The 13069-nt window shown below is 71.5% G+C and carries 12 protein-coding genes and 1 other RNA gene; 3 read left to right on the forward strand and 10 right to left on the reverse strand.

The annotated features are described in order from the left end of the window. Positions 1-52: 52 nt before the first annotated feature. Positions 53-1024, reverse strand: a complete 972-nt coding sequence (locus HW130_RS28455) for a LysR family transcriptional regulator (protein ID WP_309140607.1) — start codon at positions 1022-1024, stop codon at positions 53-55. Between the two features lie 82 nt (positions 1025-1106). Between HW130_RS28455 and HW130_RS28460 the strand changes: the two genes are divergently transcribed. Next, the gene (locus HW130_RS28460; protein WP_256356389.1) at positions 1107-2420 is read left to right on the forward strand and encodes an MFS transporter; all 1314 of its coding nucleotides are present in this window, start codon (positions 1107-1109) and stop codon (positions 2418-2420) included. Positions 2421-2483: 63 nt separating this feature from the next. Here the strand turns inward: HW130_RS28460 and ssrA are convergent. From ssrA to ftsE, 5 genes are all read right to left on the reverse strand, one after another. After that, positions 2484-2853, reverse strand: a transfer-messenger RNA (tmRNA) gene (ssrA, locus tag HW130_RS28465). An 89-nt stretch (positions 2854-2942) separates the two neighbouring features. Then, a complete protein-coding gene (smpB, locus tag HW130_RS28470) occupies positions 2943-3422 on the reverse strand; it encodes an SsrA-binding protein SmpB (RefSeq protein ID WP_177152607.1) in 480 nt (159 codons plus the stop codon). Positions 3423-3440: 18 nt separating this feature from the next. Continuing rightward, positions 3441-4595: a S41 family peptidase gene (locus HW130_RS28475; protein WP_177152608.1), complete on the reverse strand. Its 1155-nt coding sequence runs from the start codon at positions 4593-4595 to the stop codon at positions 3441-3443. Positions 4596-4662: 67 nt separating this feature from the next. After that, the gene (gene ftsX / locus HW130_RS28480) at positions 4663-5580 is read right to left on the reverse strand and encodes a permease-like cell division protein FtsX (RefSeq protein ID WP_177152609.1); all 918 of its coding nucleotides are present in this window, start codon (positions 5578-5580) and stop codon (positions 4663-4665) included. A gap of 32 nt (positions 5581-5612) precedes the next feature. After that, positions 5613-6302 carry a cell division ATP-binding protein FtsE gene (ftsE, locus tag HW130_RS28485; protein ID WP_177152610.1) on the reverse strand — a complete coding sequence of 230 codons (690 nt, stop codon included), beginning with the start codon at positions 6300-6302 and terminating at the stop codon, positions 5613-5615. 249 nt (positions 6303-6551) lie between these two features. Here ftsE and HW130_RS28490 point away from each other — a divergent pair, with 249 nt between their 5' ends. Further along, positions 6552-6746, forward strand: a complete 195-nt coding sequence (locus HW130_RS28490; RefSeq protein WP_177152611.1) for a hypothetical protein — start codon at positions 6552-6554, stop codon at positions 6744-6746. Between the two features lie 81 nt (positions 6747-6827). On the opposite strand, the gene HW130_RS28495 is transcribed toward HW130_RS28490, so the two are convergent. From HW130_RS28495 to HW130_RS28510, 4 genes are all read right to left on the reverse strand, one after another. Continuing rightward, positions 6828-7397, reverse strand: a complete 570-nt coding sequence (locus HW130_RS28495; protein ID WP_177152612.1) for an LPXTG cell wall anchor domain-containing protein — start codon at positions 7395-7397, stop codon at positions 6828-6830. 269 nt (positions 7398-7666) lie between these two features. After that, positions 7667-8773, reverse strand: a complete 1107-nt coding sequence (prfB, locus tag HW130_RS28500) for a peptide chain release factor 2 (RefSeq protein ID WP_177152613.1) — start codon at positions 8771-8773, stop codon at positions 7667-7669. 82 nt (positions 8774-8855) lie between these two features. Then, a complete protein-coding gene (locus HW130_RS28505; RefSeq protein WP_177152614.1) occupies positions 8856-10127 on the reverse strand; it encodes a serine/threonine-protein kinase in 1272 nt (423 codons plus the stop codon). Positions 10128-10264: 137 nt separating this feature from the next. Further along, positions 10265-11878: a serine/threonine-protein kinase gene (locus HW130_RS28510; protein ID WP_177152615.1), complete on the reverse strand. Its 1614-nt coding sequence runs from the start codon at positions 11876-11878 to the stop codon at positions 10265-10267. Between the two features lie 432 nt (positions 11879-12310). Here HW130_RS28510 and HW130_RS28515 point away from each other — a divergent pair. After that, positions 12311-13069: FHA domain-containing protein (locus HW130_RS28515; protein WP_177152616.1), on the forward strand; the 759-nt coding region annotated here is incomplete at its 3' end.

The raw sequence follows: 13069 nt of genomic DNA on the forward strand, positions 1-13069 counted from the left end.
GGCGCCTCGGCGGGCGGCGGGCCACGGCGGGCGGCCGCGCCGTCGGGAGAGCTCAGGCCCGACCGTACATCAGGGACGTATCGCCCTCGGGCAGCCATTGTGCGGGATCCCTTTCCAGCCAGCCCTCCCGCGCGGCGAGCTCGGCCGCCGCACGGCGCAGCGCGTCCAGACCGGGGTGGCGCAGCCCCTTGCGCCACACCAGCGAGACCGGCGACAGCGGCACGGGGTCGACGAGCGGCCGCCGTACGGTACCGGGGAGTGCCGGGAAGTCCACGACCACGAGCACCGGATTGCCGAACTTCTCCATCACCCGCCGGAACTCCTCCTCGCCCACCGCCAGCGGCGCGGGCGGCGCGACGGTGATGCCCCGCCCGGCGAACAGCTTCCGCGCCAGATCGGTCCACTCCGGCGTCCTCGGGTTCCCGTCTCCGGCGTACACGGTCTCGCCGGCCAGCGCGCCCAGCGGGACGCACTCCCGTGCCGCGAGCGGATGGATCTCGGGCAGCAGGACCGCCATGGGCTCCAGCCGTACGGGCTGCTGGGCGAGCTGCGCCCGCACGGAGGGCGCCAGTCCGGCGAAGCGCCCGAAGGACACGTCGAGCCGGCCGGCCATGATCTCGGCCGCGGCATGGCTCAGTCCGCTCTCGTAGCGGGCCATCAGCTCGCATTCCGGGGCCAGTTCACGGGCACGGGTCAGGACGCGCGCGGACGTCATGGTCGGGCCCGGGCTGTTGAGGTCGACCAGCAGCGGGCGCGCGGCCCCGTCGGCGGCGGCGAGCAGTTCGTCCTGGGCGTCGAGCACCCGCCGGGCGTACGGCAGCAGCCGCTCGCCGTCCGCGGTGAGCGTCACGTGCCGGGTGGTCCGCACGAACAGCTCGACGCCCAGCTCCCGTTCGAGCCGTCGGACGTCACGGCTGAGCGCCTGCTGGGCGACGTAGAGCCGGGCGGCGGCGCGGGTGAAGTGGAGCTCGTCGGCGACGGCGGCGAAGGCGCGCAGCAGGCGCGGATCCAGATCTCGGGGCACGCCGCATTCAACAACACAGATGCGTGAATGGCCATCGATCAGGTGTTGGACGGGCCACGCGGGCTGCCGTGAGGGTGGAGCCATGCCGCAGACCTCCCGGCCGCACGAGGCCGCTCGCCCTCCCCTGCCCGCGATCACGCCCGGGTCCCCGGCCTTCGTGCCCCGCTTCGGCGCCGGTGACGACGCGACGCGGACCGCCGGGCTCGATGCTCCTGTGCGGCGCGTGCGGCGGCGCAGGCCGCCCGGCCCCTACGGGCGGCTGTTCGCCACGCCCGGTGCCCGTGCGTTCACCGCCGGCAATCTGATCGCCCGCCTTCCGATGGGGATGTTCAGCGTCAGCGCCGTCATCATGATCGCCGGGTCCCGCGGTTCGTACGCGCTGGCCGGCGCCGTCACCGCGACGGGGCTCGCCGCCACCGCGCTGGTCGCGCCATGGACGGCACGGCTCGTCGACCGGTACGGGCAGGCCCGGATCGCCGTGCCCGCCACGGTCCTCGCGGTGCTCGGATCGCTCGCCCTGTTGCTGTGCGTGCGCTTCGACGCACCCGACTGGACGCTGTTCGCCGCCTACGCGGCGACCGCCACCACCCCCAACACCGGAGGCATGTCCCGGGCCCGCTGGGCGCACCTGCACCGGGGCGATCCGGCCGCGCTGCACACGGCGAACTCCTTCGAGCAGGCGGCCGACGAGCTCTGCTTCATGCTCGGACCCGTCCTCGCGGCGTTCCTGTGCGCGGCGCTGTTCCCGGAAGCGGGCACGCTGACCGGCGCGATCCTGCTCCTCGTGGGCGTCCTCGTCTTCGCAGCGCAGCGTTCCACCGAGCCGCCCCCGGCACCGCTTGCCGCCGCGGGCTCGCCGCTGCGCGCCGCCGGCATGCCCGCCCTGCTCATGGTGTTCCTCGCCACGGGAGCGGTCTTCGGCGCGATGGAGGTCGTCACGCTCGCCTTTGTCGACGGTCCGGCAGCCGGTGCGGTGCTCGCGCTCCAGGCCGCGGGTTCGTGCGCCGCGGGCCTGGTCTACGGCCGGGTCGGGCGGGCTGCCGGTCTCGTGACCACGCTGACCGCGATGACGGTCCTGATGTCGCTGCCGCTGCTGGCCGCCGCGGGCACCGGCTCGGTGCTCGCCGTCGCGGGCGCCCTGCTGCTGGCGGGCATGGCGACGGCGCCGACGATGGTGACCGGGATGACCGTCGTCCAGCGTCTGACCCCGCCGGGCCAGGTCAACGAGGGCATGACCCTGGCCGTCACCGCGCTGCTCGGCGGCATCGCGGCGGGATCGGCGAGCGGCGGCTGGGTGGTGGAGCACCTGAGCCCCGCGACTGGATACGCCGTGCCGGTGTGCGCTGCGGCGGTCGCGCTGGCGGTGGCGGGCATGACGAAGGCCCGGCTGCCGTAGCTGCCGGGCCTTGTCCACATGGGATGCGGGGACCCCGGGGGCGTACGCCTCCGGGACCTCCATCGGTGGAGATGGCGGGAATCGAACCCGCGTCCAACGGTGCAGAACCAGGGCTTCTCCGTGTGCAGTCCGCTGCGCTTTTCTCGGCCCCGGAGATCACGCGGACAAGTCTCCGACGGGCTCAGTCACTGTTTGGTTTCCCTCTCGACCCCGTGACCGGGCCTAGAGGTTTAGTTCCCTAGCTGATGCCAGGATCCGGGTCGGGAACAGCCCCGGGCTGACACTTCGCGAGTCGCTACTTAGGCAGCGAGGGCGAAGGAATCGCGCTTGGTGTTGGCGATTATTGGTTGCGACATATGGTTAACGAGATCATTGCCGCTTCCTCGACACGCTTCCCCTGCTTCGACATCCGCTGTCGAAACCGATCATCCCCATGTTGATTTATCAATCGGTGCCCCTGCCGTGCGGGGCAGGTGCCATCGTACGTGACCAACGCACGACGGTGCCAGCGTATTCCCGCAGCTACGCCCGCTGCCGCCGTCGCACCGCCGACACCGCGCGGTCCGCCTCGCGGCGGTCCTGCTTCTCCCGCAGCGTCTGGCGCTTGTCGTACTCCTTCTTGCCCTTCGCCAGCGCGATCTCGACCTTGGCCCGGCCGTCCTTGAAGTACAGGACGAGGGGCACGATCGTGTGACCCGTCTCCTGGGACTTCGACTCGAGCTTGTCGATCTCCGCCCGGTGCATCAGCAGCTTCCGCTTGCGTCGTGCGCTGTGGTTCGTCCACGTGCCCTGGCTGTACTCGGGGACGTGCACGTTGTGCAGCCACGCCTCGTGGCCGTCGATCTGGACGAAGCCGTCCACCAGCGAGGCCCGTCCCTGACGCAGCGACTTCACCTCGGTCCCCATCAGCACGAGACCGCACTCGTAGGTGTCGAGGATGTGGTAGTCGTGCCGCGCCTTCTTGTTCTGCGCGATCAGCTTGCGCCCTTTTTCCTTTGCCATAGTGCGCTCATTTTCGCACTACGAGGCCCCCCTGAGGCCACTCAATACCGACTGCGCACGTTGTTCGGCGCCCTCGCCCGCCGGCAGGTCCGGGGTGATGCCCTCGCCGTCCACGCTGTCACCCGAGGGAGTCCGGTAGTGGCCCACCGTGAGCTCGGCCACCGAGCCGTCGGGCAGCCGGCTCGGCATCTGCACGGAGCCCTTGCCGAAGGTGCGCGAGCCGACGGTGATCGCCCGGCCGCGGTCCTTCAGCGCGCCGGTGACCAGCTCGGCCGCGCTCATCGTGCCCGCGTCGACCAGCGCGACGAGGGGCCGGCGGGTGTCTCCGCCGCCGTCCGCGTAGAGCGCCTGCTGCTCGCCGCGCAGGTCGTACGTGGCGACCAGGCCGCCGTCGAGGAAGGCGGACGCGGCCGTCACGGCCTCGGAGACCAGGCCGCCCGGGTTGCCCCGCAGGTCCAGGACGACGCCCGCGCCCTCGGGGGCCCGGCGCACCGCCTCCCGCACCCGCGCGCCGGAGCCCTTGGTGAACGAGGAGACCTTGATCATCACGGCGTCCTCGCCGAGGTGACGGACGGTGACGCTCTCGGTGGTCAGCAGGGTGCGGGTCAGCGTCTCGGTCCAGCGGCGGCCGTCCCGCTCCAGCCCGAGGACGACGTCCGTGCCGTCGGCCCCGCGCAGCAGCGCCACGACGTCCGTGACCGGACGCCGGGCGACCTCCTGCCCGTCCACGGTCCGCAACCGGTCGCCGGGCCGGATCCCGGCCCGGTCGGCGGGGCCGCCCTTCTGGACCTCCGCGACCTCCGTGCGGCCACCGGTGCGCCGGGTCCTCAGGCCCACTCCGGTGTACTCGCCGTCGAGGGCGTTCTCGAACTCCTCGAACTCCTCGCGGTCGTACACCGCGCTCCAACGGTCGCCGCTGCGGCTGACGAACTCCTCCGCCGCCTCGGTGCCCGACTTGCCGTCCGCCATCGCCTCGGCGGCGGCCCGGGCGACCGCGTCGCGGTCCACGGTCGCGGCCGCCGCGCGGACGGAGAGCCTGCGCGACGTCTCCTGCCCCTCGCCCGGCAGACCGCCGGTGGCGGCGGCGGTGGCGAGAACGGTCGCGAAGACCAAGGTCAGGGCTGCCCCACGGCGGATGCCGTGGGGCCGAGGACTGAACTCCGGTCCCGACATGGCGTCGAGTCTAGGACAAGCGAAAGGCGCCGTACGGCGGTTGACCGTACGGCGCCCGGGGCGCTTGTCACACCTTGAGGTACTTGCGCAATGCGATGAAAGCCGCAACAGCGGGCATCAGCAGACCGATCACAAGGATCAGGGGCAGCACGGCCAGAACCGATTCCCAGCCGATGAAGTTCACCAACTGCATCTTGTCCGCCAACGCAAGGCCGTTGTCGATGAGGAAGTACCGTCCGACGAGCAGCATCACGCAGGCGACGGCTCCGCCGAGCGCTCCGGCGACGGCGGCCTCCATGATGAACGGCGTCTGGATGTAGAAGCTGGACGCACCCACCAGGCGCATGATGCCGGTTTCACGCCGTCGGCTGAACGCCGAAACGCGCACGGTGTTGACGATCAGCATCATCGCGATGACGAGCATCAGGCCCATGACGCACAGGGCGGCGATGCGCATGCCGTTCATCAAGTCGAAGAGGTTCTGCAGGATGTTGCGCTGGTCCTGGACGGACTGCACACCGTCCCGGCCGGCGAACGCGGTCGCGACCACCTTGTACTTCTCGGGGTCGTGGAGCTTGACCCGGAACGATTCCTGCATCTGGTCCGGCGTGATGGTGGACGCGATGGGGGTGTCGCCGTACTGCTTCTTGTAATGCGAGTACGCCTGCTCGGCCGTCTCGTGGTCTACGGTGTCGACGACGTTCATCTTCTTCAGATCGGACTCGATCTGTTCCCTCTGCGCACGGGTGACGGCGCCCTTGGCGCACTGGGGCGACGTGGCCGCGTCGTTCTTGTTGCACAGGAAGATGGAGACGTTGACCTTGTCGTACCAGAAGTCCTTCATCGTGTTGACCTGCTCACGCATGAGCAGCGCGCCACCGAAGAGAGCGAGCGACAGGGCGACGGAGACGATGACGGCGAACGTCATCGTGAGATTGCGACGGAGACCGACACCGATCTCCGACATGACGAACTGGGCGCGCATGGCGTGCTTTCAGCCTTTCAGTCTGTCCGGGCTCAGTGCTGGTAGCCGTAGACGCCGCGTGCCTGGTCGCGTACGAGACGGCCCTGCTCGAGCTCGATGACGCGCTTGCGCATCTGGTCGACGATGTTCTGGTCGTGCGTCGCCATCACCACGGTCGTACCGGTGCGGTTGATGCGGTCGAGCAGCTTCATGATGCCGACCGACGTCTGCGGGTCGAGGTTTCCGGTCGGCTCGTCCGCGATCAGCAGCATCGGGCGGTTGACGAAGGCACGGGCGATCGCCACGCGCTGCTGCTCACCGCCGGAGAGCTCACCGGGCATCCGGTCCTCCTTCCCGCCGAGTCCGACGAGGTCGAGGACCTGCGGCACGGCCTTGCGGATCTCGCCGCGCGGCTTTCCGATGACCTCCTGGGCGAACGCCACGTTCTCGGCGACGGTCTTGTTGGGCAGGAGGCGGAAGTCCTGGAAGACGGTGCCCAGCTGGCGCCGCATGTGCGGCACCTTCCAGTTGGACAGGCGGGCCAGGTCCTTGCCGAGGACATGGACCATGCCCTGGCTGGCGCGCTCCTCGCGGAGGAGGAGCCGCAGGAACGTGGACTTGCCGGAACCGGACGACCCCACGAGGAAGACGAACTCGCCCTTCTCGATTTCGAGGGAGACGTCGCGCAGGGCAGGTCGGTTCTGCTTGGGGTAGCTCTTGGAGACGTTGTCGAATCGGATCACGGGTGCACCACGGTCGGCCGGGAGTAGGTGTGCGTGACCTTACGCGAACCGGGACGGGCCGTGCAGGCACCGCCCCGACTTGCCCTTTTTGTCCGGTCGCGGAACGGGTGTAATCCGGCGGGGCGCGCCGAAAAGCGCGCGAGCTGGCACAGTGGTAGGGGAACAGTGGCCATTCCCAGTGCGTTGTCGGGAGAGAAATGTGCTGACGGTCCGCGCCTGCGGCTCCGGCGCGCGGGAGGAGGAAAGCGCATGACCTACGACCGATTGGTGTGCGCCAACTGCGCGGCACCCGTTGCCGAGGGCCGCTGCCCGGTCTGCCGGGCCAATCGTGAGCGCCTCCAGCAGGAGGGTCCGTTCGGTGGCATGAGCCCCGTGATGCTGCTGGCCCTGCTGGTGGCCCTGATAGCGACGCTGGCGATGTTCGCGGCGTACAGGACCGCATAACCCCAGGACACACCGAAGGGCCCGGGTGCTCGGCACCCGGGCCCTTGTGTTGCGCTATGCGATTGTTACGGTCCGTGTCGCTCAGACAGCAGTGCGTCCGCCACCGACGAGACGCGGCAGCATACGGAAGCCGATGCCACCGGCGATCATCGTCGCGGCGCCGATCAGCAGGAACGTGGTCTCGGCGGCACCGGTCTCGGCGAGCTCGCCGCCGTTGCCGTTGCCGGTACCGGCCAGCTCTTCCTTGCCCTGGCCCTGCTCGACGGGCTGCGAGCCGGCGTTGTCGGTGTCGGTGCCGTCACCGTCGATCACGCCGCCGTTGGGGTCGGTGTCGTTGCCGCCGTTGCCGTTGCCACCGTTGCCGTTACCGGGGTCGCCCGGGTCACCGGGGTCGCCCGGGTCACCGGGGTCACCCGGGTCACCCGGGTCGCCCGGGTCGCAGCCCAGCGGGTCGGCCTCGCAGGGATCTTCGGGCCCGTTGATGCCGATACCGGCGTCGATGCTGTTCTCGTCCGCGTTGGCGGAGACCTCAAGGGGGCCCACGTTGATGTCGAGGGCCTGTGCGGCGCCCGCGGCGGTCAGCGACGCACCCGCGGCGATCACCGCGCCGGCGGCTATACGCGCGACACGGATCCGCGTCTTCTTGGTCATCTGGCTGCTACCCCCAGTAGCTATCTCGTCATTGGAGCAGCGCCCGGGGCAGCCGGCTCGGGGGTCTTTGCTCTGTGCCCCCGTTCACACACGCCCCGGAGATGCGCATGCCGCGCGCCAGCTTTCCCAGATTTCGCAACACCGTCAAGGTCGTTGCGGGCGCGATGTCCGAAATGCTGTCAGTTGACTGACGTGCGGGGATGCAACTGTGACATAAACGCGAACTGCCGCCCGGTGGGCGGCAGTTGCCTTGTCGACAAAGCGAGGATTTACTTCTCCTGCTGCTTGCGCCAGCGAATTCCGGCTTCCAGGAAGCCGTCGATCTCGCCGTCGAGCACCGACTGGGGGTTGCCCACCTCGCACTCCGTGCGCAGGTCCTTGACCATCTGGTACGGGTGCAGGACGTACGAACGCATCTGGTTTCCCCAGGAGTTGCCGCCGTCGCCCTTGAGGGCGTCCATCTTGGCCTGCTCCTCCTGGCGGCGGCGCTCCAGCAGCTTCGCCTGGAGGACGTTCATCGCGCTCGCCTTGTTCTGGATCTGGGAGCGCTCGTTCTGGCAGGAGACCACGATGCCGGTCGGGATGTGCGTGATGCGCACCGCCGAGTCGGTGGTGTTGACGCCCTGGCCGCCGGGGCCGGACGCCCGGTACACGTCGATGCGCAGCTCCGACTCGTCGATCTCGACGTGGTCGGACTGCTCGACGACCGGCAGCACCTCGACGCCCGCGAAGGACGTCTGGCGGCGGCCCTGGTTGTCGAAGGGCGAGATGCGCACCAGACGGTGCGTGCCCTGCTCGACGGAGAGCGTGCCGTACGCGTACGGCGCCTTGACGACGAAGGTGGTCGACTTGATGCCGGCCTCTTCCGCGTAGGACGTCTCGTAGACCTCGGTGCCGTAGCCGTGCCGCTCGGCCCAGCGCAGGTACATGCGCTGCAGCTGCTCGGCGAAGTCGGCGGCGTCGACGCCGCCGGCCTCGGCGCGGATGTTGACCAGCGCCTCGCGCTCGTCGTACTCGCCGGACAGGAGGGTGCGGACCTCCATCTCGTCCAGCGCCTTGCGCACGGCCTGCAGCTCGATCTCGGCCTCGGCACGGGTGTCCGGGTCGTCCTCGGCCTCCGCGAGCTCGAAGAGCACCTCGAGGTCGTCGATACGGCCGCGGAGCGCCTCGGCCTTGCGCACCTCGGCCTGGAGGTGCGAAAGCTTGCTCGTGATCTTCTGCGCCGCCTCGGGGTCGTCCCACAGGGACGGTGCCGCCGCCTGCTCCTCGAGCACGGCGATGTCTGCCCTCATCCTGTCGAGGTCCAGAACGGCCTCGATCGACCCCATGGTCGAGGAAAGGGACTTCAGCTCTTCGGAAACATCGACGACTGCCACGGGTCCAGCGTAACGGCTGAGCGGCGGAACCCGTGCTGCCCCTGTTTCCGGACCCGGGGGACGGGGCCGGGCCGGACCGGAGCTAGGGCTCCGAGGGGGCCGACTGCCGCGTCTCCTCCGGCGCGGGCTCGGTGTCGTCGCCGCCGGCGGCCAGCCAGCCGCCGACCCCCACGGCCGCGGCCACCACCAGGGCGGCGACACCCACGGTGATGCGGCGCTTGCGCACCGAAGCCGCCCTGTTGCGGGCCGAGCCGGGGCGACGCTGGCCCGGGGCGCGGGGCGCGCGGGCGGTGCCGTGCGCTCCGCCCGCGAGCTCGTCCGGGGCGGGCACCCGCATCGAGGTGTGGGTGTCGCGGTTGGAGTCGGCCGGGGCCGATCCGGGGACGAGCGGGACCGCGCCCCGGCGGCGCGCCTCGCCCCGGGCGGCCGGCGCCACGTCCTCGTACGGCTCGGGCCCGGGCTCCGCGTCGGGCTCGTCGACATCCAGCGGGGGCATACCGGCGAGCGTCGGCAGCAGGTCGTGCAGCCGGTGCGCCAGCTCGGAGGCGCGCAGCCGGGAGGCGGGCGCCTTCGCCAGGCACTGGACGATCAGCTGCCACAGCTCGTCGGGGATGCCCGGCAGCGGGACGACGGTCTCGGTGACATGGCGGCGCAGGACGGCCCCGGGATGACCGCCGCCGAAGGGGGTGAACCCCGCCAGAAGCTCGTACAGGACGGTGGCCAGCGCGTAGATGTCGACCGCCGCGCGGGGCGGCAGGCCCTCGACGATCTCGGGCGCGATGTAGTCCGGGGTGCCGATGATCCCCGACGGGTTCGGGGTGCCGCCGCCCGTGGCCCGCAGGGCCTTGGTGCGGCGCGGGGTGTCGATCAGCTTGGCGACGCCGAAGTCGGTCAGCAGCGCCGGGTGGGACCCGGCCGGACCGAGCGGGCCCTCCATGTCGAGCAGGATGTTCTCCGGCTTGACGTCCCGGTGCACGACCCCGGCCGCGTGGGCGGCGGCGAGGCCGTCGGCGACGTCCGCGATGATCGCGACCGCCGCCTCGGGCGCGAGCCGTCGCTCGCGGTCGAGCCGGGTGCGCAGATCGGTGCCGCGTACGAGGTCCATGACCAGCGCGAGGTCGTTGCCGTCGACGACGAGGTCTCGGACGCCGACCACCCGGGGGTGGTCGAGCCCGAGGAGTGCCGTGCGCTCCTGGACGAAGCGGCCGACCAGTTCCTGGTCGCAGGCCAGGTCCTCGCGAAGAAGCTTGATGGCCACGGGCCCTTCGGGGCCCTCGCCGAGCCACACCGTGCCCGCGCTTCCCCGCCCCAGGATCTGATGGGCCGTGTACCGGCTGCCGATATTCCGTGCCAAGACTGCTCCCTCAGCGGCTGGCGTTGCCCCATAACGTACGCGGGCGCGGGGACCTGTGTGCCCCGGATGACACCAACCTCCACTTCTGCGGAACAAATCAGCCCGCAGAAGTCGACAAAACGACAGGGTTACCGCTGTTACTGCTGGTTCTGGATCTGATCGGCGGTGTCCTTCGCCTCAGCGAGCTGCGAGATCCAGTCGGTGACGTTGGTGATGCCGTCGCCGATCGCGTCCCAGTAGCTCTTGCCCTCGGCGATCCAGCCCTGGAGCGGTGTGAGCTCCCAGATCAGCCAGCCGCCGATGAAGAACAGCACGATCATGACCAGACAGCCCTTGAGGCAGCCGAGGCCGGGGATGCGGACCGGGTTGGCGCTGCGCCGGCGCGGCTCGCGCGGCGGTCGCGGCTGCTGGGGCGGCGCCTGCGGGGGGGCGTACGGCTGGGGCTGGTGGCGCTGGGGCTGCGGCGGGTACGGCTGCGGCTGGGGGCGCTGCGGGGGCCGCTGCTGATACTGCGGCGGCTGGGGCGGCGGCGCCTGGCGCTGAGGGCGGCGGCGCAGCGGGTCCTGGCTCGGGTCCAGGTACTGCACCTGTGTCTGCTCGTTGCGGTCGCGGGCTGCGCGCAGCTGCGACTGCCAGGGGTGCGGCTCCTCGGGCCGCGGCCCGTCGCCCGGCGGAACGGGGGGCATCACGGAGGTCGGGTCGGCGCCGCCGCCCGGCCGTCCGGTCTGCGGCATGACACTCGTCGCGGCCGACGGGTCGAACGCCGGAGCGCCGCCCGTGTTCGGCAGGACCTGCGTCGGGTCCGCGGCGCCGGGCGTCTCGGGGACGGGCGCCGGGGCGGGGTCGGGCGCGAGCAGCGCGGCGACGCCGAGGGCGGCGTCGACCTGGGCCGCGTTGGAGTGCACACCGATGCCGGCCGCGACCGTGCGCAGGCCGCGGGCGAGGTTCTCGGCGCTGGGCCGCTCGCCGGGCTCCTTGCGCAGGCAGCGCTCTATGACCGTCCACAGCGGCTCGGGGACGGTGGTGGGGCGGCGGGGCTCCTCGCTGAGGTGCCGGTGCAGCACTTCGAGCGCCGTCCCGCCGGCGAACGGGGGCCGGCCGGTGACCAGCTCGTACAGCAGGATGCCCGCGCCGTAGATGTCGACGGCGGAGGTCTGCGGGCGGCCCTCGGCGGACTCGGGCGCGACGTACGCGGGGGTCCCGACGAACTCGTGCGTGCGGGTCAGGCCCGGGGAGTCGGCGAGGCGCGCGATGCCGAAGTCCGTCAGCATCGGGTGCATCTGGCCGTCGGCGTCGGTCTTCAGCAGGACGTTCGCCGGCTTGAGGTCGCGGTGGACGATGCCGTCCGCGTGGCTGGCGGCGAGCGCGTCGGCGATCTGCGCCGTCATCAGCGAGGCGGCGACCGGCGACAGCGGGCCGTTGTCGCGCAGGTAGTGGTGGAGGTCCGGGCCGTCGACGAGGTCCATGACGAGGGCGAGGAGATCGCCCTCGACGACCAGGTCGCGGGTGCGCACGATGTTCGGGTGGGTGAGCCGCAGGAGGACGGAGCGCTCCCGCAGGAAGCGCATCACCACGTCCGCGTCGTTCGCGAGCTCCTCCTTGAGGACCTTGATCGCGACGGTCTCACCGGGCTGTCCCGCGACGGCGGCCTCGGCGCCCGCGGTCTCCCTCTGACGGGCTCGCCAGACGGTGCCCGTGGCGCCGCGCCCGAGCGGCTCCTCGAGCAGGTACTTGCTGCCTACCGGCCGCACGTCATGCGCTCCCTGCTGGTCGGTCCTCTGGAACCCGGGCTGCCGATGATGCTGTGATCCTGCGGGCCGCCGGGTGTCCGACCCACTGTAATGGTGCCGAACGGATCACCGGCGGTGCGCGCCCCGGTGCCTGTTCGAAGAACAGACGCGGGCATCGTACGGATGGTTGCCCCACGGGAGTGCAGCGAACGTCACGATCGGGGGGCGGGGCTTTCCGGTTCCTGTGCCAACCAGGCACTTTTGCGCCCAGAGCCGACCAATCAAGATCACTTGCGGATGGGTCCCGGGCGTGTTGTCGGCAGCAGGTGCGAGGATGCCTCTCAGCACATGGCCGTGGGAGGGAGCCCATGGCTCGTGCCGACCTGCCGGGCGAGGGGCGATCAGGGCGGCTCCCCTGCCGGGTACCCCGCGCAGAAGGGATTGCTGACGGCGATGCAGATCCGGCTGACTGTGCTCGCGCCGCGCGGGGGGTCGTCCGCGACCGCGGGGCGCCCTTGCGACGTGCTGGTCACCGCGCCCGCGGGCACCGCGCTGGCCGCGGTGGCCTCCGGCCTCGCAGCCGTCTCCGGCCCGGACACCTCGGGCACGGTCGTGCTCTACGCGGGACAGGAGCGTCTCGACCTCCAGCGGCGCACGCTCGGCGAGCCGCCACTGGTGGACGGAGCCGTCCTCGCCCTCCAGTCCCCCGTCGACGACGACGCGCACGACGCGGTGGACGCCGCGGCGCAGCTCCATGTCGTGGCCGGGCCGGACGCGGGCGGGGTCCATCTGCTGCACGGCGGGCGGATAAGCGTCGGCCGCTCGGCCGACGCCGATGTGCCGCTGGACGATCCGGACGTCTCCCGGCTCCACTGCGCGGTGACGGTCGCGGACGACGGCCGGGTGACGGTCGCGGACCTGGGCTCGACGAACGGCACGACGGTCGACGGCGCGTCCGTCGACACCCGCCCGGTCCGCCTCCCGGCGGGCGCGCTGCTGCGCCTGGGCGAGTCGACGCTGCGCCTGGCGACTGCGCCGCCGCCGGAGCCACTGCGGACGACCCCGGACGGCGAGGGTCACCTGCGGGTCGCACGCCCTTCCGGCGCGCCGGAAGGCCCGGACGCCCCGGCCGGAGCGGGCCCGGCGGCCACGGGTCACGCACCGGGCCGGCCGACGAGCCCGTCCGAGCAGGCCGCCGCCGGGCGCGCGGGC

This window comes from Streptomyces sp. PKU-EA00015 (assembly GCF_013387495.1).
In the GTDB taxonomy this organism is placed as follows: Bacteria; Actinomycetota; Actinomycetes; order Streptomycetales; family Streptomycetaceae; genus Streptomyces.

Excerpts from the sequence above, each read along its gene's own strand:
- HW130_RS28460 (WP_256356389.1), top strand. The coding sequence starts at position 1,107 with ATGCCGCAGACCTCCCGGCCGCACGAGGCCGCTCGCCCTCCCCTGCCC.
- smpB (WP_177152607.1), bottom strand. The coding sequence starts at position 3,422 with ATGGCAAAGGAAAAAGGGCGCAAGCTGATCGCGCAGAACAAGAAGGCG.
- HW130_RS28475 (WP_177152608.1), bottom strand. The coding sequence starts at position 4,595 with ATGTCGGGACCGGAGTTCAGTCCTCGGCCCCACGGCATCCGCCGTGGG.
- ftsX (WP_177152609.1), bottom strand. The coding sequence starts at position 5,580 with ATGCGCGCCCAGTTCGTCATGTCGGAGATCGGTGTCGGTCTCCGTCGC.
- HW130_RS28490 (WP_177152611.1), top strand. The coding sequence starts at position 6,552 with ATGACCTACGACCGATTGGTGTGCGCCAACTGCGCGGCACCCGTTGCC.
- HW130_RS28495 (WP_177152612.1), bottom strand. The coding sequence starts at position 7,397 with ATGACCAAGAAGACGCGGATCCGTGTCGCGCGTATAGCCGCCGGCGCG.